Source organism: Novosphingobium sp. BL-S-32 (genome assembly GCF_056857055.1).
Genome location: NZ_CM166477.1, coordinates 148417 through 171518 on the forward strand (window position 1 = coordinate 148417; position 23102 = coordinate 171518).

The window sequence follows — 23102 nt, forward strand, 5'->3', positions numbered from 1 at the left end:
CACCGAGGGCCAACTATCAATCGGCCCTTCCAGTCGCCCCGCTGCGCCAGGGTGCCGATCCGATCTGCCGAGAGCTGGCGCGACGAAGTGAGCTGTACGATGAGTGTTACTGCGTGGTCCGGGAAATCACGACGCCGGCCCCGTCTCTACGGAATGGTTAGGCACAGCGCGCCGGCTTTGGGATTGACGGCTCGCAACAACGCTCGTCGCGGCGGTGTTCGATCTCGACTTCGATGGGCGGGTCTGGTTCTGGCGTGGGTATTGGGACGCGTCCGACGGCACGAGGCTGGGGAGCGTTCACGGTGCGGCGATGCGGCCCAAATTCTGTACCGAATGAACCGGCGTTGCCGCGTAGCGCGCTAGCCGTCGACCTTCGTCACGTTCCTTGCTGCGCGCTCCGCCCCTGATGGCGGCGATTATGGTCAATCAACCGATGCGTCGCGGGGGCCGCCTCGGCAGCCTTATTGCCGCTGCCCTCCGGCAATGCACAGCACAGGGCGCTTCCCGCCGGGACGAGAAGCGCCGTGTATGTGACTTGAGAGCTAGTTTGCGAGTGTCAGGGCCTGCGCCATCGAATTGCCCGCAATAAAGCCGGTGACCATGGCAGGACCTACGTTGCACCCATGCGCAGGCGATTTGCCTCGCCAGATCGAATTGGCATCCAACCCGGCAGCATAAAGACCGGGAACAGGTGTGCCGTCTCCCCCTACCACGCGAAACTGCGCGTCGACCTTGAGGCCCACGGTCGTCGAGCCATCGCCGGGGTAGATCTTGATCGCATAGAATGGAGCCCGCTCGACGCGCCCCAGGCAGGGATTGGGCTTGTTCCGGGGATCGCCGATCTCGATGTCGATCTGTGTCTCTCCCTTTCCGAAGTCGGCGTCATGCCCGATCTCCGCATAGCGGTTGATCTTGGCCACGCTGGCGACAAGGCCGTCCGGTTCTACGCCGATTTTCTCTGCGAGTTCGCGAAGACTGCGCCCCTCGGTCACATAGCCTGCTGCGATAAGCTTCTTGAGACCGCCGCCGCCGGGATAGACCATGCCCATGCCGTACTTCTTGATGAAATCGGCATCGCAGATGATGTGGGCCGGAACAGCTCCGTCACGGTGCATCGCTTCAACGAAATGCACAGATGCTTCATTACCGAAGCGCTCGCCCTTGGCGTTGACCGCTATGCATCCGGGCTTCGACATATCGATGAGATGGGCATAGCGTGCCACGTATCCGTCGGGCCGCGTGAGCTTGGAGACCACCGCCCATACCGCGTTGACCAGATTTTCCTCGGCAAGCGCGCCGCCTGCCTCCAATCCCATGTTCATGCCGTCGCCCGTGTTTTCGTAGGGGAGGATCGAGACATGGTTTTCGGCAAAAGGGATATAAGCCTTGCGAAGCTGCTCGCTGGCGGAAAATCCACCCGATGCCAGCAGGACGCCCAGCCTTGCACCGATCTCTTCGCCACCTACCCGAACGCCGGTCACCCGGCCGGACTGCACCAGCAAATGATCGACCGGCGCATTGGTGCGCAGCGTAATCCCCGCGTCGAGCGCGGAGCGAAGGAGACGGGCCGCCAGTGCATTTCCCATCGTGAGACGCGTGCCGCGAGGATAGCGGCGAAGCTTGTCGAACCCGAATTTGGCAGCCAGCTTGCCGAAGTGCACGAGCGATTTTGCCGAGGGCATTTGCGCAAGATACGGCAGATCGAACAGGTCGATCATGAAGCCTCCTGGCGCGTTGAACTCTTCCCGCGCGGGCCTCAGCTGCGCGAAGTGTTCCCCCAGCTTCTTGCCATCGTACTCCTTAGGGGCGAGCAAACGACCGTGATCGGCTGCGCCGTCAACTTCGGGATACCAATCGCTGCTCGGCGGCGAGAGCAGGAATTCGACCCGGCTGTTTTTTTCCAGCCACTCCACCATCCGGGGCCCTGCATCGAGGTAGGCATCAATGAGCGCCGGCTCGGCCGAGGGACCTATGACATCCAGGACGTATTGCCGCGCCCTGTCCTTGCTGTCGTCGACCCCGGCGGCCCGCGCCTGCGGGCTTACCGGAACCCAGATACCGCCGCCCGAGATCGAGGTCGTTCCCCCAAAATGCGATGCCTTCTCGAGAACGATCACCGACTTCCCCGCCGCCGCCGCGCGAAGCGCGGCAGTCATGCCTGCCGCGCCCGAACCCACCACGACCACATCATACTGGGTCATTGCTACCTCCCGTTTTTCGATTTGGATGGAACGGCGCTCACCAAACCCGTCGTTCCGACGGCCCAGTTCAGATTTTCGGCATGATCTCTTGCGCGACCCACTGCAGCCGCTCGACGTATTCATCCATTCCACCAATCCCTGGCGGCAGAGGGACGATCGTCTCGTTGACACCCAGGTCGCGAAGCCATCCGATCTGGTCGATGATCTTCTGCGCGTCGCGAGTTCCTGGCGCGCGCGGGTCGTCCATGATTTCGTGATGCGCACCGACATTGAGCATTTCGAGCGCGAAGAACAAGTCGATGGGGCGCCCGTCATATTCGGGCTGGGACCGGATGAAATCCAGGCACTCCGGGAATTTTTCGGGCGGTGTCCTGAACGGAGACCAACCGTCGCCAAACTTTGCCACGCGCTTGAGAACAGCTTCCGCGTCGCCGCCGAACCAGATCGGCAGGCCCGGCTTTTGGACCGGCTTCGGTGCGAACCCGACATTGCTGAATTTCACGAACTCGCCGTCGAATTCCGGATTGTCAGCGGTCCACAGCTCGATGATCGCAGCCACGTACTCGTCGGCCATTCGTCCCCGGTTATGGAAATCCACTCCCAGCATGTCGAACTCTTCCTTGAGCCATCCCACGCCGAACAGCGCGGTCGCCCGCCCACCGCTCAACCAGTCGAGCGTAGACCATGCCTTGGCCTGGACGATCGGGTTTTGGAGGGGCAGGATCGTGACCGAAGAGCTGACTTTCATCCTGGAGGTTCGACCGGCAAGGAATGCGAGAGCCACTGTTCCATGAACGTAATGGTCGCCTGACAGTTCGATGTGCTCACGGGGAATTATGAAATGCTCGCCCAGCATGCACTTGTTGAAGCCGAGATCGTCCGCAATTTTCAGCGCATGCCCAATATCGTCGCCCGTCAGGGCATGCTCCCAGGGCTGGGTCATCGCAGCCACGTGCATGCTGTTGGGCACACTGACGTTCAGTTTCATCTGCTGTCCTCTCACGATGTCGGGCGGATAGTGAAGCGCGGCGGCGTGCTCGCACCTTTCCTTAGGAAGGGGCGCGAGCGGCGAATGCTCATGCGGCTTGCCTGATCAGGCGTCGGGAAACTGCGTGTTCGAGATCGGCCGGAGTATCGAGATCGAAACCCAGGCCAGCCCTTTCGACTATGGCGGCACCGGGCGACTGCCCCCGGTGATGTGCTAGACTGCCAGGACCGAATGCGAAGGTGAACGAGCCCGAGTCCCCAAGAGCGATTGCATTGGTGCCTTTGCCATGCCGGTCGGGGGCGAATGCGCGTCCCGTCGCCAGCGCCGCGGCAAGCAGGGCCTCCACGTCTTCACCGACCAACGCAGGCAGGTCGGCATGGATAACAAGGAGCGGTCGGCTGCCGAAATGTTCGCGGATCCTGTTCAGTTCGCCGTTGAGACCAAAGCCGCTGTCGCGCAGCCATTGCACCGGCCAACCTTCCACGCTGGCAGGCGCCAGGACGAAAGTCGATTCGATTGCCTCGATCCCGGAAAGGCAGCCCACGACGTGCGCCGCCATCGTGCAGGCCAACGCCTGCCGCTTTCTCGCACTCAGGCTCGGGGCCAGTCGCGACTTCGTTTCCCTCCCCTGTTTCCAGGGAACCACAGCGATCCAGTTTCTCATCGTGCAAGTCCTGCGGCGGAGCTAATTGCAAATACGAAGGCGCGCGCAGGCGCCCCGTTCATGCAAACAGGTCTTCGCGCCTCGGGCGTACCAGTTCGGCGGCTTTGCGCGGCATCCCCTCAAGGCGGCATCCGCGGACGAGAACGGCCGGTATGCCTTCTGCCCCTTCACCCGTCACCAACCCTGCCGCGCTGGCTATCATGTCGGCCAGCGCCACCTGAGTGACTTCCAGAGGGCGATCGTCGCGATCGAGTTCGCCGCGGCGATCGTGGAGAGCCGGCAGGCCCGCTGCGCCGATGGCAACACAGACCACGCCAAGGCGCCAGGGCCTTCCAAAGCTGTCCGAGATCACTACCGGCACTCCAAGCGCGCTATGCAAATTCGCCGCTGTTGCGTCAGGGTCCAGGGGGAGCAGCAGTGCACGAGCGCCCAGTGATGGACCGATGTTGGAACGATCGATCCCCGCGTTGGCCATGACGTGACCCAATTTGTGCCGGGTGATCAGCACTTCGGGAACCGCTCGCACAATCTCACTCGATTCGTCGAGCACCAGTTGAACCATGCGCGGATCCTTGCGCGTCAATTGGGACAGTTCGCGGGCCGGCTCACCCGGTTCGACTTGCTCAAGATCGACCTGCCGTCCCTCGGCCTTCGAGACAATCTTCTGGGTTACCACGAGTACATCCCCATCGCGCAGCGGCGATCCACACCGTTGGAGGGCATCTCCAAGTATCCCAGCGAGGTCGTCGCCGGGCGCGATTTCGCCGATGCCGCTCAGTTCGACTATTTCGATCATCGCCGCTGCCTATTGCTGATCTGGCGGGATAAGCTCGCCCGTGATCCGAATGCCGGCGCCGTCGACACGGTACGTCTTGTTCATGAAAATGAGGATGGAGGTCAGCGCCTCGGCTGCGGCGGAATTGACAAGCGCGCCGCCGTGAAGACCCCGAAGCCCCATGGCATCGGCAAGGTCCACAATCCGTCCGCGCGCTTCCTTGTCGTCTCCGAATACGAGGACATCGCAGCCGACATCGACGTCCTGAGCGAGCTTGTGGGCAGCGACGTTATGGAACGCCGACACGACCACGGCACTGGGGCCAAGAGCCGCTTGCGCTCTCATGGCTGCCGATCCCTCGTCGGGCAGTTGCACGCGCATGACCTTGGGAGGAACTAGGGGAACGGTAGTATCCACCACCAGCTTTCCTGCGACATGCGGCGCAATATCAGCAAGCGTCGCTTGCTGCGCGGCGAAGGGAACCGTGACGATCACGATATCGGCTCCTGCCACCGCGTCGACGTTACTCGCGCCGCGAAGTCCGTGCCCCAACCCCGATGCCGCGTCCTGCGCACTTTGGGCATTTCGCGATCCGATTACGACCTCATAACCTGCTCGGGCAAGCCGCCAGGCAATAGCCGCACCAAGGTTTCCCGTGCCGCCAACGACGGCAATAGAAGGTTGCGTCATGCCTTGGCTCCGGTATCCATCGCTGCAAAGCGCAGCATGTCCGCATAGACGGCCGAGTGCGAAGTGAAGCCGCCGTCAGCGACGATCGCTGCTCCCGTGATGTAGCGGGATTGCTCGGAAGCTAGAAATGCGACGACCTCGGCAATGTCCTCGGGCCTGCCGAGGTGGTCGACCAGATTGTGCTCGGTCATCAGCTTCTGCGCCGCCTCGGGCATGTTCCTGTCAAGCGCCTCGGTCATGGCTAAGCCCACGACAACGACATTGGAGCGAATGCCCTGCTTCCCGTACTGGGTCGCGATGTAGCGCGAAAGTCCCAGCAAGGCCGCCTTTGACGTGCCGTATGCCGGGTAATCAAGATCGCCGGCGAGACCCTTGCCGGAGCCGGTGAAAATGATCGTGCCCCCCCCGCTCGTCAGCAAGAGCGGAATGGCGTGCTTGGCGCAAAGCATGGATCCGCGCAGGTTGATCGAGAACGTGCGGTCCCAAAAGTCCGCGTCCATTGCATCGATGAGGCCATCCTCCTGCAGTTCGCCGGTCTGCGCCGCATTACTGTGAAGAATATCCAGCCTGCCGAAGCGATCCGCGAGGCGCGCAACGCCCCCTGCGATCGCGTCTTCGCTCGTCACGTCCATGACAATCGGCAATGCCTGCCCGCCAGCGGCGACAATTTCCTCGGCAACCAGAAGCAGCGGCGCCTCGTCGAGGCCGGCGACGGCGACCATGGCGCCGCGCTGGGCGAACATGCGGGCGGTAGCGCGCCCGATGCCGCTGCCGCCTCCGGTGACGAGAGCCACCTTGTCGCGCAACGGAAAGGAAAGATCGATCATAACGTCTCCATGCAATGGCCGTGACGAACCGGCGGATCTTCATACAAGGTGGTGCGCTGGCGCACGGGCCGGTTGACGGAAGCGGCGAGCGCCCGCATTTGCGTCGGCCCAAATTCCTGCCCGTTGACGCCGCCGGCGGCACGGGTGATCGACTCGTCCATCAGGGTGCCGCCCATGTCGTTTGCACCTGCCTGCAGGATCGCCGCTGCGCCCTCAGGCCCCATCTTGACCCACGAGACCTGGATATTGGCGATCACGGGATGCAGCACGATACGGGCGACGGCATGCATCAGCACCGCCTCGCGGTAGCTCGGACCCGACCGTGCCAGGCCTTTTTGCCAGATCGGCGCTTCCATATGGACGAAAGGCAGCGGGACGAATTCGGTAAACCCACCTGTCTCGTCCTGAAGCAATCGGATCGACAGGAGATGACGTGCCCAGTGACGATATCCCTCGACGTGGCCGAACATGATCGTGGCGGTGCTACGCAGTCCAACGCCATGGGCGACACGCATGACCTCGATCCACTCATCCGCTGTAACCTTGTCCGGGCAGATGATGTCGCGGATTTCGGGATCGAGGATTTCGGCGGCCGTGCCGGGCAGCGTCGACAACCCGGCTGCTTTCAGCCGCGCCAGAAAGTCTTCGAGTGGCAGCCCCAACGTTCTCGCGCCATGCGTCACCTCAAGCGGGGAGAAAGCATGGATATGGATATCCGGCGCCGCCTGACGCACTGCGCGAAGTACATCCAGATAGGTATTACCGTCGTAATCGGGGTGGATACCGCCTTGCAGGCAGACTTCGGTGGCCCCGCGATCCCAGGCTTCGGCGGACCGGCGGCCAATCTCGGCGAAATCGAGCCGATATGCCGGCCCGCGCATGGCCTTGGTACTACCTTTGGAAAACGCGCAGAAGCCGCATTTGTAGAGGCAGATATTGGTGTAGTTGATGTTTCGGTTGACCGCAAAAGTCAGCGTTTCGCCTACTACGTCCCTGCGAAGGTGATCGGCGAAGTTCAGGATCGCTGTAAAGTCGGCTCCTTCCGCATCGAACATCGACACGATATCGGCTTCGTCCGGCACGTGGCCGGCTTTCACGCTGTCAAGTATCGACGATACGCGCGGGGATACGGCAAACCCGCCCGCCGAGATCTGCTGCGGCGCAGCATCGCCTCGGCCCGCAGCCCAATCGTCGATTTTTGGCAGTCCGCGAGCATCGATTGCCCGAAGAACAGTTGCCGCGACAGGCGGCGCGGCCCATTGCCTTGCGGCCGTTGCATAGCGGGGGCCGATCGCAAGGCGCTGGTGCAATGTGCGCCCGGCGGCATTGGTGGCGCGTTCGAGCATGTCGAGGTGCGGCCAAGGAGCTTCCGGATTGACATGGTCAGGCGTCACCGGGGAAACTCCTCCCCAGTCATTGACGCCAGCACGGACCAGCGGAGCGAGATTATGGCTCTCCTGAAGATTTGGCGGAGCCTGGATCGTCATCTCGGGGCCGAGGACGATACGAGCAGCCGCGATGGCCCAGAGATGGTCATCCAATGCCGGCTCCGGGAAATCGACCATCTGCGTGCCGGGCTTGGCGCGGAAGTTCTGGATTATGACTTCCTGTATGTGCCCGTATTGGCGATGCAGGTCGCGGATGGCGACAAGTGCATCAACCTGCTCGCGGCGCGTTTCGCCGATGCCGATCAGCAGGCCGGTAGTGAAAGGAACCTTGGCAAGCCCTGCCTGAGCAATCGACTCAAGCCGCCGCGCCGGCTCCTTGTCGGGCGATCCAAAGTGCGGCCCTCCTCTCTCGCACAGGCGCTGCGAGCTACTTTCAAGCATCAGGCCCATCGAGGCCGCATGCGGACGCAGTGAGGCATAGTCGGCAGCACCCATCAGCCCCGGATTGAGGTGCGGAAGCAGCCCGGTTTCGTTCAAGACGAGCGCTGCCATTTCGCCGAGATAGGAAAGGGTCGTTTCGTGCCCCAATCTGGCCAAGGCGTCGCGTGCTGCTCCGTAGCGAAGTTCAGGTCGATCCCCGAGCGTGAAAAGCGCCTCGCGGCATCCTGCCGCCACACCGGCGCGCGCTATCGCCAGTACATCCTCCGCCGCCAGGTAGGCTTTGTCGATCCGACCGGGCGTGGTGGCGAAAGTGCAATAGTGGCACACGTCGCGGCACAGCTTGGTCAGCGGGATGAAGACCTTGCGCGAATATGTCATGCGCGGACCATGGGCGGCGAGTGTCATCGCCTCTGCCGTGGCCATCATTTCTTTGAGGGAAGTCGTACTGAGAGCGCTGTAAATGCAATTTGCATCATCGTGGCTCAGGTGCAGTTGGTCGAGCATCACAACATTCTCCGTGATAGTTCGAGGCCGATTTTCATACCGGTCGCTCCGGCCGCTCTAGAACGTGTACTTTGCCGACACGCCCCAAATCCTGGGGTCGCCGGCATAAACGGAACTCGTCGGGAAGGACGGGAGAAGCACGCTCGCGGCCGAGAAATACTTTTCGTTGAAAACGTTCTTCACAAAGATTCCGAGATCGATCCCGGTATCCGCAATTCCCCGCCAGTCCAGGCGCGCATTCGCCAATTCGTAGCCGGGCAGCTTCTCGCCGTTCTGGCCACCGTAATCGGCGGTCATGAATACGTCGGCATTGAAGCTGACTTCGCCATTCGCGGGCCGTACCGGGAGGATCCAGTTGAAGCTGGCCGTACCGGAAAAGCTCGGTGAATACTTGTTAATCTGATCCTTTCCGAGCACGATCGTCGGCGGCAAATCAGCGGGAAGGGTAAGGCTTTCGACCGTCACGTTCGTATAGGCCGCGTTAAAGCCGACGGTTACACTGCGTGCCGGGCTTATCGAGGCCTCGAGTTCGACGCCCCAGATCCGCAAGTTCGCCGCATTGACCGCGAGCGAACCATTCGAAGGAGAATCCGGCGTTCCGTTGGGAACGGTCGTCTGCGTATTCAGGAACTGCAGGGCATTCTTGTATTTGCTATAGTAAGCTGCAATATTGAGGTGGCCCCGCGCGGTTCCCACGCGATAGTCATACTTGGAACCGACTTCGAGATCGGTAATCGTCTCTTCGTTGGTCTTCTGGAATGGCCGGAGATCGGGGCAAACACCTCCGGTTGCGACACAAGCAGGATCGGTTCCACCAGTCGTATAGACGGTTTCGAATTTCGGCGTGTTGACGTTGGCACCACGATAGCCGCGACGCGATACGATATAGAGCAGCCAATCGGGCGTCGCCTTGTAGTCGAGGCCGACCGTCCAACTGGGCTCCTGCCCCTTGTTCGAAACTGTGCCCACGCCATCAATTGCCCCGGTGTTCGCGGTTTCCAGGCAGGTCGCTTCGTCCACATAGCTGGTCCCGATAGTGCCGCCGCACGCTGAAACCTTGTCCCAGCTGTAGCGTCCCCCCAGGTTCAATTTCAGCTTGTCGGTTATTTCGTACCCGATCTGCCCATAAACAGCCCAGTTTCGGTTACGGACATGGGACGTGACCGCAGGAGCGGGAACCCCGCCCACCGAGAACGCGGTGAACTGCGATCCGGTGGGCCCGTGGGGCTTGTCGTTGTTGTAGAAGACGCCCGCTATAAAATTGAACGCGCCGAAGTTGCCGAGCAGCTGTGTCTCGTTGGTGAGATATTGGCGGTCGATTACCGACGACGCCGTAAACAGCGTGAATGGCACCGATGCCGGCAGCGGGGCGGACAGGCCGGTGGGAATCTGGAGTATCGGCAGGCCGCCCGTATTGATCAGCTGGTAACTGTAGTTCTTCCGATAACCAAAGATGTTCCGAACCGTCAGGTCGCCGAAACTGTAAGACGTGTCGTTGGTGATCGCAGTCGCCTTGCGATACGAGGCACCTCCGTCGATTCCCCCGTCAAACGATCCGCGCCGATTGGAAGCCTGGGTTGCCAACGCGGCTTCGACTTGAGGATCGAGGGCCGCGAGGCCCAGCGCCGCGAAAGGAAAATTCTGACGCAAAAGATAGAGCCCGCCAGCCAGCTCGTCGCCTTTGAAATACTCATATACGGTGGTGCTGGTGAACCCATCGAAGGGTTCAATCAGCAGCGAAAGCCGGAAGGCGTCCTGATGGATATTGTCGAACCCGGGGCCCTCGTCAAATGCGATAGTTCGCGGGTCCTGACGGCGAATCTGACCCGCGGCGCGAAACGCGACCTTGTCCTCGACGATGGGGATGTTGATCGCGCCTTGCAGCTCCCGATAGTCGAAGCGGCCGTATGTGCCTTCGCCAAAGCCCTCGAAACGGTATGTCGGCTTTTGCGTGCCGATCACTACCGCACCGCCGAGCGTATTGCGCCCGAACAGCGTGCCTTGGGGTCCTTTCAGAACCTGAATGCTGCTTATATCGTAAGTCGGTACGTTCGATCCCACAGCGGGGAGCGGCGTATCGTTTACGTAGATCACGACGCCCGGGGTTACTTCACCCAGTGGGAGCTGGCCAATGCCGCGAAGCGTCAGCGCCACGTTGTCCTTACCGCCTTCAGCCGAGAACGTGAACCCTGGCGTAATTGTCCTCACATCGCTCACTGTCTGGACCGTGCTGCGCTCGAGCGCTTCAGCGGAAAACGCTGAAATGGAGACGGAAACATCCTGCAGTCGCTCCTCGCGCCGGCGAGCGGTGACAATAATGTCACCCGTCGCCGCGCTTTCCATCTGAGGGGCAGAAGCGTTCTCATCCTGCGCCCACGCCGGGACGGCCAAGGTCGTTCCTGCCGACAACAGCGCAAGTCTCAGCAAACGCGATTTCATCAACACTCTCTCCCGCCGCCTGTCTCTTCGCAGGCTTTTCAAAGCACTCTGAATGGCCGCAATTCACGGTCTTTCACCACCTATCTTCGGAGAGGAAATGATACAAAAGAGGGCAAAACTGTTCAGTTTTATGAACTGGCCAGCCCGGGCTCCGCCGATACGCAGCACCGCCACCTGCGAGGCGTTTGGTCACTGCGAGTTTCAATAACGCGGCTACGCCCAAGCCCGGATGAGGTCCGCGATGGTGGCATAAGTCCCGGCGGTGATTGCCGGGACAGTCCCCGTGAGACGGGGCGATGGCGCTGGCTGCGTTACACCGGCCAGGGTGACGAATGTATTTCGGGCGTTGTTGTGAGGGCTCGCCGGAGCCTCGGCCATGCTTAGGACCGGCGTCACGCAGGCATCGGTCGACGCAAAGGTCTCGCCCCATTCGTCGCGCGTACGCGTCCGGAAGACCGCTTCGAAATCGGCCTCCATCCCAGGCCACCCCGCCCGCTCATGTTGATTGTAACCGCGTCCTGCAAGGCCCAGACCTTCGAGCATTTGCGCAAAGAACTTGGGTTCCAGACAGCCCACGGCCACGAATTTGCCGTCGGCACAGGCGTAGCATCGATAAAACGGCGCACCGCCGTCAAGAAGATTGGATGCGGGTGCATCATGCCAAAGGCCCTTCGGCTGCCAAGCGTAGAACAGGCTCATGAGCGACGCGACGCCGTCCGTGATGCAGGCATCAACCACTTGGCCCGTCCCCGTCCGCCGTGCCGACAGCAAGGCGCTCAAAATTCCGAATATGAGGAACATAGCGCCGCCGCCGTAATCACCGACGAGATTGAGAGGGACTGGCGGCGGCTCGCCGGTCTTGCCCATGGCATGCAGCGCCCCTGTGATGGCGAGATAGTTGATGTCATGTCCCGCGCGCATGGCCATGGGCCCGCCCTGCCCCCAGCCGGTCATTCTCCCGAACACCAGGCTGGGATTACGGGCAAGACAGACATCCGGACCGACACCCAGCCGCTCCATCACTCCTGGCCGATAGCCTTCGATCAGGCCGTCTGCATGCTCGATCAGGTCGAGCAGACTGCTGCGATCCCTCTCGTTTTTGAGATCGAGATAAGTGACGGTTCGGCTGCGATGAAGGATATCACCGCCCACGTCCTCCCAGTCACCGGATCCAGCGGAGGGAGGCCGCGCGACCCGAACGATGTCCGCCCCCATGTCCGCCAGCAGCATCGCTGCCAGCGGCACCGGGCCGATCGCATCGATCTCGATGATACGCACGCCGACCAGCGGCCCTGACCGTTCCGGCATCAGATGTTTGTCCGGTCCGCGCCCTTCAGGTCGAGAATGGCACGAGCTTCGTCCGGACTTGCCACTTCCAGCCCCATGCCCTCGATGATCTGGCGCGCATTGCGCACCTGCTCGGCGTTGGTCTCTGCCAGACGCCCGGGGCCGCCCCACAAAGAATCTTCCAGTCCGACGCGCACGTTTCCTCCCATGGACGCAGCCATCGCGACGACACTCATCTGGCGGGCACCCGCGCCGAGCACCGACCACTGATACTGATCGCCGAACAGCCGATCTGCTGTGCGTTTCATGTGCATGATATCATCGGGATGGCTGCCGATCCCGCCCAGAATGCCGAAGCATGTCTGTATGAAGAGCGGTGCCTTCACCAGGCCCCGATCCAGGAAGTACTTCAGGTTATAGAGGTGACTGGTGTCGTAGCACTCGAACTCGAAACGCGTGCCAAGAGGCGAAAGCGTGCCGAGCAGATGCTCGATATCCGCGTAGGTATTCTTGAATACCAAGTCCCGCGATGCTTCCAGCGCCGCCGGCTCCCAGGCGTGTTTGAATTCCTTGAAGCGGTCCAGCATCGGGAACAATCCAAAACCCATCGTGCCCATGTTGAGACTGGCGACTTCCGGCGCGAAAGTCTGGGCAGGACGGATGCGCTCCTGCACGGTCATCGAGGGGTGTCCCCCGGTCGTCAGGTTCAGCACAGCATCGCTGCGCTGGCGGATGACCTTGAGGAACGGTTCGAAAAGCTTGGGATCCTGGTCGGGCCGGCCGTCAGTGGGGTTGCGGGCGTGAAGGTGGATGATGGCTGCGCCCGCTTCGGCCGCGCCAATCGCAGATTCCGCGATCTCGTCAGCTGTCACCGGAAGATGGGGTGACATCGAGGGTGTGTGGATCGCTCCGGTGATTGCGCAACTGATGATGACTTTTCGTTTGGCCATGATGTTTCCTTTCCCGCAGCCGCTCGATGGCAGCCGGCTCGCCGCCCGCAATCTATCCTTCGATAGGCAGTGAGGTGGCTCGTCAGGGAAGGATTCCGAGTTGGCGGGCGCGCAGAACCGCCTGAGGGCGACGGCGAACACCGAGCTTGTCGTAGATCTGCTGCATGTACCACTTGACCGTTCCCTCGGTCAGTCCCAGCCGATCGCCGATTTCCCGGTTGCGCAGACCGCCGCTCACCATGGTAAGAATGTCCACCTCCCGGTTGGCAAGGCGACCGGTCAGCCCGAAATCGTCGTCCTCGTCCTCGTCAGTCTCGATCTGCGGGCCATTTCGCATCAGGGAGACCAAGTGGACCGCAAACCGGTCGGCAGGAGTTTCGAGTTCGGGGCCGTGGGAATAGGCCTCCGTAAGAAGAGCCGAAATGACTTCGCCCTCGTCGATAAACGTGCGCACCCAGCCGGCAGGTTCCGCCATCTCCACCGCCGCGCGCACAGCGCGGCGAGCCTCGGAGCGGTTGCCCTGAAGCACCGCGATTTCGGCAAGGAGCAATTCGAAGGTTACGGCCGAGCGAATGGCCCCGGCGCGCTTTACGAACTCCAGCCAGCGATGGGCCACCTTGCGCGCCCGGGTCAATCGGTGATGCTGCATTTCGATGCGCAACCAGGCGATCGCATTGCACTCGTTACGACGCGTCGGCCGCAGCGTCGGTATGGGCTCGCCGTCGATCTGCGGATCGCCGGCCAGGAAGTGCCGCTCGGCCTCCTCGATTTGGCCCGCCTTGACGAGCAGACGAACCTCTTCGGCAACAATGAAGGCGCGCATGCGATCAAGACCGCATTCTATCGCAACGAGATGCGCGTCATTGAGAGTGACAAGCGCGCCGGGAAGGTCGCCGCGCGCCGCGCGAAGGCGAGCATCGACGAGGTAACCGGATGCCATCTGGTCGGCGAACCCCCACTGTCGCACGACGGGCAAGTGCCGTTCAACCAAGTCAGCCGCACGATCCAAATCGCCGGCGTCGTAAAGAAGCTCCGCGAGGGGGAGTGCTGGCAAGGCAGCCAGCCCCGAGCCCTCGCCATGTAACCCTTTCGCAAGCGTAAATGCTTCTTCGAGGAAGCGCTGGGCTAGGGGCGTCTTGCCTTGTGCCATCAATGTCGGGGCAACGGAGGCCTTGAGCGCGATCGAGGCAAAATCCGAACCCGGTCGGGAAAGCGCCCGCCGCGTTTCCGCTTCCAGCTTGAGCATGTCCTGAAAGTGGTAGAGTTCGCGCCGCGCCGACATGAGCTGGGCAAGCAACGTACAGCTGAGATAGGCATGGCTTTCGGCCATCTCGACCAAAAGCGGCTCCGCGTCCGCTTCAACCTTAACCATGTCGTCGCGCGCGGCGGCCAGCATGACCAGGCGATGACGGATCATCAGATCGATCTGATCCGCATCGTGCGCAGCGACCCTTCCTTCGGAGACCTTGGTCTCGAGGATAGCGCGCGCTGCGTCGATAAAGCGCTGGGCGGCGGTGAAAGACAATTGGCGAATGCGCCGCCATGCCAGAGCCAACAACAGATAAGGGTGCTGGGCCAGTTCCGCCCAGGGCAAGGCGGAGCCCAACTCGTCGATGCGATAGAGATAGCCGGTATAGGTCAGCTGTTCCGCCAATTGGTCGAGCTGGCGGGCCAGAAATGCTTGATCGCCGCTCAGTCGGGCATGCTCGATGGCCAGGACTGCCTGATCGTTGGCGGCGAAGTAGTCGCTGGCACGGCAATGCATCAGGCCCGCCCGTGCGGGCGCCCTGTCCATCAGGCGTCCAAGGACCATCTCACGAAACAGGCGGTGATACGCGTATCGACTGTGTTCCTGATCGATCGCGTTCAGGAAGAGCCCCTGGCGGAACACGTGGTCAAGCATCGCGCGAGAATCTTCGTCGCCGGTGACCGCCGCGCAGGCAGAAGGGGTCAGTTCATCCAGGATCGACGTATCGACAAGGAAGCGGCGAACGTCCTCCGGCTGACGGCTGAGCACCTCTTCATGGAAGTATTCTGCAAATTCCGGGCGCAAGCCCGTCAACCTGGGACTGCCGGCCCCCTGTTTGCCGCGGCGGTACAAGTCGCAAGCGATCACAACGCCGGATACCCAACCTTGCGTGTCCCGCACGATATCCTGAAGATCCTTGGAGTCGATAGGCGTTCCGATGCTCTGGGTTACCAGCTGAGCCGCTTCCGCGATCGTGAGTGAGAGATCGGCATTTCCCACTTCATTGAGGAAACCCAATGCGCGCATACGCGCCAGCGGAAGCCCAATCGCGCCGCGGGCAGAAACGATCATGCACAGGGCATCCCGAGCTGTCGCCGATAGCTGTGCGATAAAATCGAGAGCGGCTTGATCGAGCAGATGGGCATCGTCGATGACAAGGACGGGCCGCGGGTCGATCGTTACCGACAACGCTTCGAGCCAGGGCGCATCGTCGCCATCCAGGGAAAGTTGCTCCCAAGGAAGGCCGGCCGCAACGCCTGCTGCCTTGAGGGCAGAGAGGAAAGATGCCTTGTTGAAGATCCCCGCACGTGTCGCCACCCAGAGGAGCGGGTGGCCTTGCGCGCGTAGCAGGTCCGCCCAGTAGAGCATCGAGGTGGTCTTTCCGCTTCCAGCGGGCGCTGACACCATCGTCAATCGGGAATCGCGGACCTTGGCCGTCAGGTCTTTCATGGCAGCGCGCTCAATCAATGTCGGCGTTATCCGATGCGGCAAAGCGCTCGTCGGAATGACTTTCATGGCTCTCTCCTGGACATGCCTTGTGGCAATTTGTTTTTTGATCCGAAATATATTCTGACGTGTGAAATCCTAAACGCAATCCTTTTTCCTATCCGCAGATAGGTCCTCGCGAGCCGGAGATATTGTCCTGCTCCGGATGGCCGGGAATTTTCGTAAATTGCCGTCTTTACGCCCGAAACAAGCAGGCCGCCCGAAGCTGCCGGGGCCAAAAGCTAGGAAAGGTTGACCATGAAGGCCCTGTATCTCGAAAACGCCGAGGGACCTGAATCCACCCGCGTTGCCGACGTCGAAACGCCGGAACCCGGTCCCGGTGAAGTGCGAGTCGCACTCAAAGCCGCCTCGATCAACCACCGAGAACTGTTCATTTCTCATGGACAATATCCCGGCATGGTGGTGCCGGTAACGCTGGGTTGCGACGGCGCAGGCATTGTCGATAAGGTCGGCACCAACGTTAGCGGCGTGGATGTGGGCTCAGAAGTCGTTCTCTATCCGGCCCGCAATTGGGGCCCCAATCGCCATGCGCCCGCTGCCGACTTCGGTTTGCTGGGCATGCCATTTGCCGGGACGATCGCCGAATACATCTGTATCCCTGCCGAGAACCTGGCTCCCAAACCTTCCTTCATGAGCTTTGAGGAAGCCGGCGCAATGCCGCTCACAGCGCTGACATCGTGGCGGGCGCTGATGTTCAAGGGCCGGCTTCAGGCCGGAGAAACTGTGCTGATCAGCGGGGTCGGCGGCGGAGTCGCCACGTTCGGCCTCGCATTCGCCGTCGCCAAGGGCGCGAACGTCTATGTGACCGGTGAGAGTCAGGAAGTCCTCGACCGGGCGATCGAGATGGGTGCCAAGGGCGGCCTGCTCTATACCGACCCGGATTGGCGAAAGCAGGTTGGCAAGCTGACCGGCGGGATTGACGTAGTCCTGGATGGTGCACCGTCACCCAGCTTTGCCAACTATGTCCGCGCCATCAACCCGGGTGCGCGCATAGTCATCTACGGGTCGACCGCCGGGAACGAGGTCAAGTTCAATGCGACGGATATTTTCCTCAAGAGCGCCAGCATCGTCGGCAGTCAGGTCGGCGATCCGCAGGACTTCCGGGAAATGCTAGCGTTCGCCGGCGAGCATCGGATCAAGCCGGTCATCGAGGCTACTTACCCTCTGGCGAAGGCAAAGGAAGCTCTTCTTCACCTTCGCGACCAGCACAAGTTCGGCAAAGTCGTGGTGACGATGTGAGCGACCTGTTCAGCCTGCACGGCAAGAAAGCCCTCGTCACCGGCGGCGCACAGGGGTTGGGGCGGATGATCGCTGAAGGTCTTCTGCGCGCAGGCGCTAGCGTGGCAGTCACATCGCGCAAGGCCGATGTGTGTGAGACCGCCGCGGCGGAAATGTCGGGTCTCGGGCCATGCCTGCCGCTTGCCGCGGACCTGTCTACTCCGGAAGCCGCGGTGGAGCTTGCCGCACTGTATCGCAGCGCGCTGGGCCAATGCGACATCCTGGTCAACAACGCCGGCAAGACCTGGGGCGGCCCTATCGATACCTTTCCCGACAAGGCCTGGCCAAGCGTGATGGCAGTCAATGTCCAGACGCCTTTCACTCTTGTGCGCGAACTCCTTCCCGAACTGGTCGCGGCGGGCACGGCCGATGATCCATCGCGGGTCATCAACATCGGTTCGGTGGCGGGCATGAAGGCCGAACGGCTCAATGCCTACAGTTACGCTGCCAGCAAGGCGGCGGTCCACATGATGACGCGGGATCTCGCCGGCGACCTTGCCGACCGGAACATCACGGTCAATGCCGTGATACCGGGCTTCTTCCCTACCAAAATGACCGCTCACATGCGCGACGAGGATGCAGTCGACCCGAAATTGCTCAGCCATATTCCGCTGCGCAGGCTGGGCCGCGCCGATGACATCGCCGGAATTGTCGTCTTCCTTTGCTCGCGAGCAGGAGCCTATGTCACCGGCGCCCAAATTCCGGTCGATGGCGGCGTAGTCGGCTGCGGGTGATCTTGATGCCGGCAGAGGGACGAGCGTCCAGCCAGGCTCATCCCTGATGCCGTATCCTCCGAGGGCCGCATTCCTCCGGCAGCGGAAAGACTTGAGCGAGGGAGGACATAGTTCCTCCCTCGCTCCACAGGTCAGAGCTGCCAGCCGCCCCCCGCGACTATGACCTGACCTGTGATGTAATCGGCCTCCGGCATGCAAAGGAGATAGACGGCTCCTGCTGCTTCTTCCGGAGTGCCTGCGCGCCCGAGGGGAATTCCTTTCTCCATGGCCTCAAGGATCTCGTCGCTGACCCCGGCCTTGATCTTCTTGCCCTTGATATCGATGGTTGAACTGCCAGCCTCGCCAGCCGTCATCCGCGTCATGATCGCGCCGAAGGCGACGGCATTGACCGTGGTGTTGTATCTCCCCCACTCTTTCATCACAGTCTTGGTGAGGCCGACAATCCCTGCCTTGCCGGCAGCATAACCGGCCTGCCCCGGGTTTCCGCCAAGCCCCGAAACCGAGGAAATGTTTACGACTGTCCGTCGCTTGGCACGCCCGTACTGTTCGATCTCGGCCTTGGCTGCGGACGAAATGATCGGCTGCGCGGCGCGGAGAATCCGGAAAGGCGCGCTCAGGTGTACATCGAGCATCGCGATCCACTGTTCGTCGCTGGTCTTTTGAAGCACCGAATCCCAGGCATAGCCGGCATTATTGATGATGATATCGATCGTGCCGAAAGCCGCGACTGCTGCGGACACGAAGGTATCGCCAAAAGTCGGGTCAGTAACGTCGCCGACGCAAACGACGGCGCGAACGCCAAGTCCTTCGATCTCGGCCGCGGTGGCGCGGGCCACGTCTTCGTCAAGGTCATTGACCACGACATTTGCGCCCGCGCTAGCCAATTTGAGCGCGATCGCCTTGCCGATGCCCCGCCCCGATCCCGAAACGAGCGCGACCTTTCCATCCAGTATTTTCACGTGACCTCTTCCTGTTCTTTCACAAATCCTTGAACGCAGGCACTGCCCCCGTCGATCACCACCACGCCGCGTTCTCTCGCAGACGCGCGAAAGCGAATGGCATCTCCATCGCGCCAGATCTCGGTCCGAATGGTTTCGCCTGGGAACACAGGCGCGGTGAAACGGACATGCATGCGCGTCAGCAACGACGCGTCTCCGCCGCAGCACAAATGGATCAATGCGCGGCCAACGAGGCCCATCGTCGCCAGTCCGTGGAGGATCGGGCGCTCGAACCCCGCCGCCGCCGCCGTTCCGGCATCGATGTGCAACGGATTGCGGTCGCCGGTCAGCCGGTAGAGCATCGCCTGGTTAGCCGCCGTAGGCAGGTCAAGCACTGCATCCGGCGGAAAATCGGGACATTGTCCTTCCGCAAGCGGAACGAGAGATCGGTCTCCCCCGAAACCACCTTCGCCCCGTAGGACCCAGATTTCCTCTGCCTCCGCAATCAGCTGGTCTGTCGGCGTCGTCAGTATCCGCTTCGCCCGAACGAGAGCGGGCTTGCCCGGTCCCTTGTCGGCGACCTCTCCGATCTCGATCCGGCCATGAATGACCTGGCCCAGTTGCAGCGGTCGATGAAGACGCAAGCTCTGCTCGCCGTGCAGAATTCGCGGCCAGTCCCACCCGAGTTCCGCTGCCATCGGCCAGAACCCCGGCGTGCCAAGCACAAGCGCCATGGTCGGCAAAACGGTGAGGTCACGCTCAAAGAGGAAGCGGCTCTCATCGATGGCGGCGAGCCCCGCTCCCACGCCCAGGGCGTAGAGGATGGCGGAACGCGCATCGCAAACGTCCTGCGCGGTCGGGATCTGGTAACCGCGCATGCGCTCAAGGTTCAGCATAGCGAGTTTCCCTTCGGTCAGGTCAGCTTGCGCTCGTCGAGCCCGAGCCCGCGCCCGATTATCTCGCGCATGATCTCGCTGGTGCCGGCGAATATGCGGCTGACACGGGCATCGGTGTACATCCGGCTGATCCGGTACTCGTCCATGTACCCGGCCCCGCCGTGGAGCTGGACGCATTCGTCCATCACGCGGCCCTCCAGTTCGCTCGTGAGCAACTTGGCAGCGGAGGCATCTTCGGCAGTGAGTTCGCCTGCGTTGAGCAGGATCACGCACTGATCCACGTACGTCTGGATCGCATCGAGCTCCGCGCGCATGGAAGCCATCTTGAAGCGCGTATTCTGAAACGCGCCGATCGGCTTTCCGAAGGCCTTGCGCTCTTTCACGTAGTCCAGCGTAAGGTCGAAGGCAGTCTGGGCAGTGGCCATGAAACCGATCGCTGCCACAAGGCGCTCCTGTGCCAGGAAGCGCGCAAGATACTTGAAGCCCTGCGTCGGATCGCCCAGCACGTTTTGCTTGGGCACTTTGACATCGCTGAAGAACAGCTCGGCGGTATCCTGCGCCTTCATACCCATCTTGGCGAGCTTGCGCCCGCGCTCGAAGCCTTCGAAGCCGCGCTCCACCACAAACAGGCCAAGCCCATGGCGGCTGGCCGGATCGGTCCGTGCCGCGACAACAACCAGATCGCCCAAAATGCCGTTGGAAATGTATGTCTTGGCGCCGTTGAGCACCCAGTGATCGTCATGCTCGACCGCGCTCGTGCGCATTCCTGCAAGGTCGCTGCCCGTAGATGGCTCGGTCATCGCCACGGCAAGAATAGTCTCGCCGCTGACGATGCCGGGCATCCAGCGCTCCTTTTGCTCCTGCGTGCCGAGCTTGGCGATGTAGGGCGCGACCAAATCGTTATGGAGATTGATGTAGAAGCCTATGTCGCCGTGGCGCATATTCTCCTCGATGATGATCTGCTCGAAACGAAAATCGTCGATTCCCGCACCCCCGTACCGTTCCTCGGCCCAGGTGCAGAGCAATCCCTGCTCGCCTGCCTTGAGGTAAAGATCGCGATCGACGATGCCCTGTTCGCGAAAGCGTTCGGCATGGGCGCCGACATTGGCGCTCATGAACTTGACGACGCTGTCGCGAAACTGCTCGTGCTCCGGCTCGAAGATCAGGCGCTTCATGCTGGCATGGGCTCCTTGGTCTCGTCGGCGCTTTCGGCAGCGTAGAAGCTCTCGCCGCGCGATGCCTTCTCACGCAGCCACGCGGAAGGCAGGAAACGGGGCCCATATCGCTGGGCAAGGATATCCGCGTCCCCGACGAACGAGCCGATGCCGATCGTATCGATGTAGCTGATCGTTCCGCCGGTCCACGTCGGGAAACCCCACCCATAGATCGCGCCGAGATCAGCGTCCTGCGGTGTTTCCAACACGCCCTCTTCCAGGCAGCGCGCAGTCTCCATCGCCTGGGCAAATAGGAAGCGCTTCTTGAGTTCCTCGATGTCCCAACTGTCATTGACAGGGAAGTGCTCGGCGAGCCCCTTCCACAAGTGCTTCTTGCCGCCTTCAGGGTAGTCGTAGAAGGCTCCTCCGGTCTTGCGGCTGGAGCGTCCGATTTCGTCCTTCATCTTGCGCATAACGGCAACGCCGGCCGGCGGAGTATAGGCCTCGCCCTCTTCCACGATCGCCTGGTCGACGATCTTGAGCGGCAGATCCAGCGTGAGTTCGTCCAGCAGCGCGAGCGGACCGACCGGCATGCCAACTGCCTTGGCGGCATTCTCGATCACTGCCGGTGGCACGCCTTCCGCCAGCATGGCCGCACCTTCGTGGATCAGCATCTGGAACACGCGGCTGGTATAAAAGCCGCGGCTGTCATTGACGACAATCGGCGTCTTGCGGAGCTGCGCGATGAAATCGAGACCCTTGGCCAGCGTTTCCTTGCTGGTCTGCTTGCCCATGATGACCTCGACCAGACCCATGCGATCGACCGGCGAGAAGAAATGCAGACCGATGAACTGATCCGGGCTTCTCGAAGCCAGCGCCAACTGCGAAATCGGAAGGGTCGAGGTGTTAGAAGCAAAAATGGCTTCGGGCGGCAGCACTGCCTCTGCCTTCTTCGTGGTCTCCGCCTTGATCGCGGTATCCTCGAACACGGCCTCGACGATCAGATCGCAGCCCTGGAGCATGCCGAAATCGTCGGTCGGGACAATGCGGGCAAGAACCGCATCGGCCTTGTCCCGCGTCACCTTGCCTTTTTCGACCAGCTTGCCGAGTACCTTGGCTGAATAGTCCTTGCCCTTTTGCGCCGTCGGCACATCGCGGTCGATCAAGACGACGTCGATGCCGGCATTGGCCGCAACGTAGGCAATTCCTGCACCCATCATCCCCGCGCCCAGCACGCCGACCTTTCGCGCTTCGAACCTGGGATAGCCTGCGGGGCGGCGAGCGCCCTTTTCTGCTGCCAGCTTCGAGATGAAGGTCGTGCGAATGATGTTGCGGGCGACCGGATCGGTTAGCAGCTTAGCAAAGTATTTGCCCTCTACTGCGAGCGCCTTGTCGAACGGCAACTGCAATGCCTGAAACAGCGAATTGAGAATTGCGAGCGGAGCCGGCTGATTATAGCCGCTCTTCGCAAGGCCTCCCGTCGCCATCATGTACGCGGCGGAATCTTCCGGTACCGTGAGCCCTTTCTTCTGAGGCGGAACCCAGCCCTTGACGTCCCACGGCTTGACAGAGTCGGGCCCGCTCGCCAGCCACGTCCGGGCGGTATCGAGAAGTTCCGCTTCGGGAACCACCTGATCCACGATGCCCAGTTTGAGCGCTTCGGCAGGCGCGACGGCGCGGCCGGTCAGAAGCAGGTCGAGCGCCGTTTTCATGCCGGCGATGATACCGAGCCGAACCGTGCCTCCAGATCCGGGAAGGAGACCGACAGTAACTTCGGGGAGGCCGACAGTGGCCTTTGCATCATCGACGAGGATGCGATGATGGCAGGCCAGCGCAAGTTCGAAACCTCCGCCCAGCGCCAAACCATTGATCACTGCAACCCACGGCTTACCCGACTGCTCGATCGCGCGGTGCATGTCGGTCGCCCGCTTCGAGAACGCATAGGCCTCGAGCGGTGTGAGCGTATCGAAGCCATTGACCAGCTGCTTGAGATCCGCGCCGGCCATGAACGACTTCTTGCCCGAGGTCAGGATAACGCCCTTGATGGCGTCGTCCTGCGCGATCTGCCTGGTGGCCTGCGTCATGTCCGCAATGAAGCCGTCGTTGACGACGTTCATCGGACCTTCGGCATCGAGAGTCAGGATCGCGAAGCCGTCTTCGGCCTTCTCCAGTCGCATTGTCTTCATGGGTGTG

At 61.6% G+C, this 23102-nt stretch carries 17 protein-coding genes; 2 read left to right on the forward strand and 15 right to left on the reverse strand.

Features of this window, described 5'->3' with window-relative positions:
- Window positions 1-542: 542 nt before the first annotated feature.
- The 11 genes from AC1VVK_RS17580 to AC1VVK_RS17630 form a co-directional block, all read right to left on the reverse strand.
- Entirely contained in the window at window positions 543-2201 is a 1659-nt protein-coding gene (locus tag AC1VVK_RS17580) for an FAD-dependent oxidoreductase (protein WP_482906107.1), read from the reverse strand.
- A 67-nt stretch (window positions 2202-2268) separates the two neighbouring features.
- Entirely contained in the window at window positions 2269-3189 is a 921-nt protein-coding gene (locus tag AC1VVK_RS17585) for a TIGR03619 family F420-dependent LLM class oxidoreductase (RefSeq protein ID WP_133085063.1), read from the reverse strand.
- 88 nt (window positions 3190-3277) lie between these two features.
- Window positions 3278-3853, reverse strand: coding sequence for a 2-phospho-L-lactate guanylyltransferase (cofC, locus tag AC1VVK_RS17590; RefSeq protein WP_482906108.1), 576 nt, complete (start codon window positions 3851-3853; stop codon window positions 3278-3280).
- 58 nt (window positions 3854-3911) lie between these two features.
- On the reverse strand, window positions 3912-4649 hold the full coding sequence (gene cofE, locus AC1VVK_RS17595) for a coenzyme F420-0:L-glutamate ligase (protein WP_482906109.1): 738 nt from the start codon (window positions 4647-4649) through the stop codon (window positions 3912-3914).
- Between the two features lie 9 nt (window positions 4650-4658).
- Entirely contained in the window at window positions 4659-5318 is a 660-nt protein-coding gene (gene npdG / locus AC1VVK_RS17600; RefSeq protein ID WP_482906110.1) for an NADPH-dependent F420 reductase, read from the reverse strand.
- Entirely contained in the window at window positions 5315-6145 is an 831-nt protein-coding gene (locus tag AC1VVK_RS17605; RefSeq protein WP_482906111.1) for an SDR family NAD(P)-dependent oxidoreductase, read from the reverse strand. The genes npdG and AC1VVK_RS17605 overlap by 4 nt, the downstream gene beginning before the upstream one ends.
- Window positions 6142-8481, reverse strand: a complete 2340-nt coding sequence (gene cofH, locus AC1VVK_RS17610; RefSeq protein WP_482906112.1) for a 5-amino-6-(D-ribitylamino)uracil--L-tyrosine 4-hydroxyphenyl transferase CofH — start codon at window positions 8479-8481, stop codon at window positions 6142-6144. The genes AC1VVK_RS17605 and cofH overlap by 4 nt, the downstream gene beginning before the upstream one ends.
- 54 nt (window positions 8482-8535) lie before the next feature.
- Window positions 8536-10917 (reverse strand): TonB-dependent receptor, encoded by a 2382-nt coding sequence (locus AC1VVK_RS17615; RefSeq protein ID WP_482906113.1) that lies wholly within the window; start codon window positions 10915-10917, stop codon window positions 8536-8538.
- Window positions 10918-11130: 213 nt separating this feature from the next.
- The gene (locus AC1VVK_RS17620) at window positions 11131-12225 is read right to left on the reverse strand and encodes a CaiB/BaiF CoA transferase family protein (RefSeq protein ID WP_482906114.1); all 1095 of its coding nucleotides are present in this window, start codon (window positions 12223-12225) and stop codon (window positions 11131-11133) included.
- On the reverse strand, window positions 12225-13154 hold the full coding sequence (gene kce / locus AC1VVK_RS17625) for a 3,5-dioxohexanoate:acetyl-CoA acetone transferase (protein WP_395335235.1): 930 nt from the start codon (window positions 13152-13154) through the stop codon (window positions 12225-12227). Before kce ends, AC1VVK_RS17620 begins: the two co-directional genes overlap by 1 nt.
- 82 nt (window positions 13155-13236) lie before the next feature.
- A complete protein-coding gene (locus tag AC1VVK_RS17630; protein WP_482906115.1) occupies window positions 13237-15918 on the reverse strand; it encodes a winged helix-turn-helix domain-containing protein in 2682 nt (893 codons plus the stop codon).
- 228 nt (window positions 15919-16146) lie between these two features.
- Here AC1VVK_RS17630 and AC1VVK_RS17635 point away from each other — a divergent pair, with 228 nt between their 5' ends.
- Both AC1VVK_RS17635 and AC1VVK_RS17640 read left to right on the forward strand, forming a co-directional pair.
- On the forward strand, window positions 16147-17148 hold the full coding sequence (locus tag AC1VVK_RS17635; RefSeq protein WP_482906116.1) for a zinc-binding dehydrogenase: 1002 nt from the start codon (window positions 16147-16149) through the stop codon (window positions 17146-17148).
- Window positions 17145-17921 carry an SDR family oxidoreductase gene (locus AC1VVK_RS17640; RefSeq protein ID WP_482906117.1) on the forward strand — a complete coding sequence of 259 codons (777 nt, stop codon included), beginning with the start codon at window positions 17145-17147 and terminating at the stop codon, window positions 17919-17921. Before AC1VVK_RS17635 ends, AC1VVK_RS17640 begins: the two co-directional genes overlap by 4 nt.
- 131 nt (window positions 17922-18052) lie before the next feature.
- Here AC1VVK_RS17640 and AC1VVK_RS17645 read toward each other — a convergent pair whose 3' ends face one another.
- Genes AC1VVK_RS17645 through AC1VVK_RS17660 form a run of 4 tightly spaced genes read right to left on the reverse strand, consistent with a single transcriptional unit; the run spans window position 18053 to window position 23095 of the window.
- Window positions 18053-18880 carry an SDR family NAD(P)-dependent oxidoreductase gene (locus AC1VVK_RS17645; RefSeq protein ID WP_133085051.1) on the reverse strand — a complete coding sequence of 276 codons (828 nt, stop codon included), beginning with the start codon at window positions 18878-18880 and terminating at the stop codon, window positions 18053-18055.
- Window positions 18877-19755, reverse strand: coding sequence for a MaoC family dehydratase (locus tag AC1VVK_RS17650; protein WP_482906118.1), 879 nt, complete (start codon window positions 19753-19755; stop codon window positions 18877-18879). Before AC1VVK_RS17650 ends, AC1VVK_RS17645 begins: the two co-directional genes overlap by 4 nt.
- 17 nt (window positions 19756-19772) lie before the next feature.
- Entirely contained in the window at window positions 19773-20930 is a 1158-nt protein-coding gene (locus tag AC1VVK_RS17655) for an acyl-CoA dehydrogenase family protein (protein WP_482906119.1), read from the reverse strand.
- Window positions 20927-23095, reverse strand: a complete 2169-nt coding sequence (locus tag AC1VVK_RS17660; RefSeq protein WP_482906120.1) for a 3-hydroxyacyl-CoA dehydrogenase NAD-binding domain-containing protein — start codon at window positions 23093-23095, stop codon at window positions 20927-20929. The genes AC1VVK_RS17655 and AC1VVK_RS17660 overlap by 4 nt, the downstream gene beginning before the upstream one ends.
- Window positions 23096-23102 lie beyond the last annotated feature (7 nt).

What these genes read in the sequence shown, in the direction of transcription:
- AC1VVK_RS17580 (WP_482906107.1), bottom strand. Translation starts at nt 2,201, where the DNA reads ATGACCCAGTATGATGTGGTCGTGGTGGGTTCGGGCGCGGCAGGCATG.
- AC1VVK_RS17585 (WP_133085063.1), bottom strand. Translation starts at nt 3,189, where the DNA reads ATGAAACTGAACGTCAGTGTGCCCAACAGCATGCACGTGGCTGCGATG.
- cofC (WP_482906108.1), bottom strand. Translation starts at nt 3,853, where the DNA reads ATGAGAAACTGGATCGCTGTGGTTCCCTGGAAACAGGGGAGGGAAACG.
- cofE (WP_482906109.1), bottom strand. Translation starts at nt 4,649, where the DNA reads ATGATCGAAATAGTCGAACTGAGCGGCATCGGCGAAATCGCGCCCGGC.
- npdG (WP_482906110.1), bottom strand. Translation starts at nt 5,318, where the DNA reads ATGACGCAACCTTCTATTGCCGTCGTTGGCGGCACGGGAAACCTTGGT.
- AC1VVK_RS17605 (WP_482906111.1), bottom strand. Translation starts at nt 6,145, where the DNA reads ATGATCGATCTTTCCTTTCCGTTGCGCGACAAGGTGGCTCTCGTCACC.
- AC1VVK_RS17615 (WP_482906113.1), bottom strand. Translation starts at nt 10,917, where the DNA reads ATGAAATCGCGTTTGCTGAGACTTGCGCTGTTGTCGGCAGGAACGACC.
- AC1VVK_RS17620 (WP_482906114.1), bottom strand. Translation starts at nt 12,225, where the DNA reads ATGCCGGAACGGTCAGGGCCGCTGGTCGGCGTGCGTATCATCGAGATC.
- kce (WP_395335235.1), bottom strand. Translation starts at nt 13,154, where the DNA reads ATGGCCAAACGAAAAGTCATCATCAGTTGCGCAATCACCGGAGCGATC.
- AC1VVK_RS17630 (WP_482906115.1), bottom strand. Translation starts at nt 15,918, where the DNA reads ATGAAAGTCATTCCGACGAGCGCTTTGCCGCATCGGATAACGCCGACA.
- AC1VVK_RS17635 (WP_482906116.1), top strand. Translation starts at nt 16,147, where the DNA reads ATGAAGGCCCTGTATCTCGAAAACGCCGAGGGACCTGAATCCACCCGC.
- AC1VVK_RS17650 (WP_482906118.1), bottom strand. Translation starts at nt 19,755, where the DNA reads ATGCTGAACCTTGAGCGCATGCGCGGTTACCAGATCCCGACCGCGCAG.
- AC1VVK_RS17655 (WP_482906119.1), bottom strand. Translation starts at nt 20,930, where the DNA reads ATGAAGCGCCTGATCTTCGAGCCGGAGCACGAGCAGTTTCGCGACAGC.
- AC1VVK_RS17660 (WP_482906120.1), bottom strand. Translation starts at nt 23,095, where the DNA reads ATGAAGACAATGCGACTGGAGAAGGCCGAAGACGGCTTCGCGATCCTG.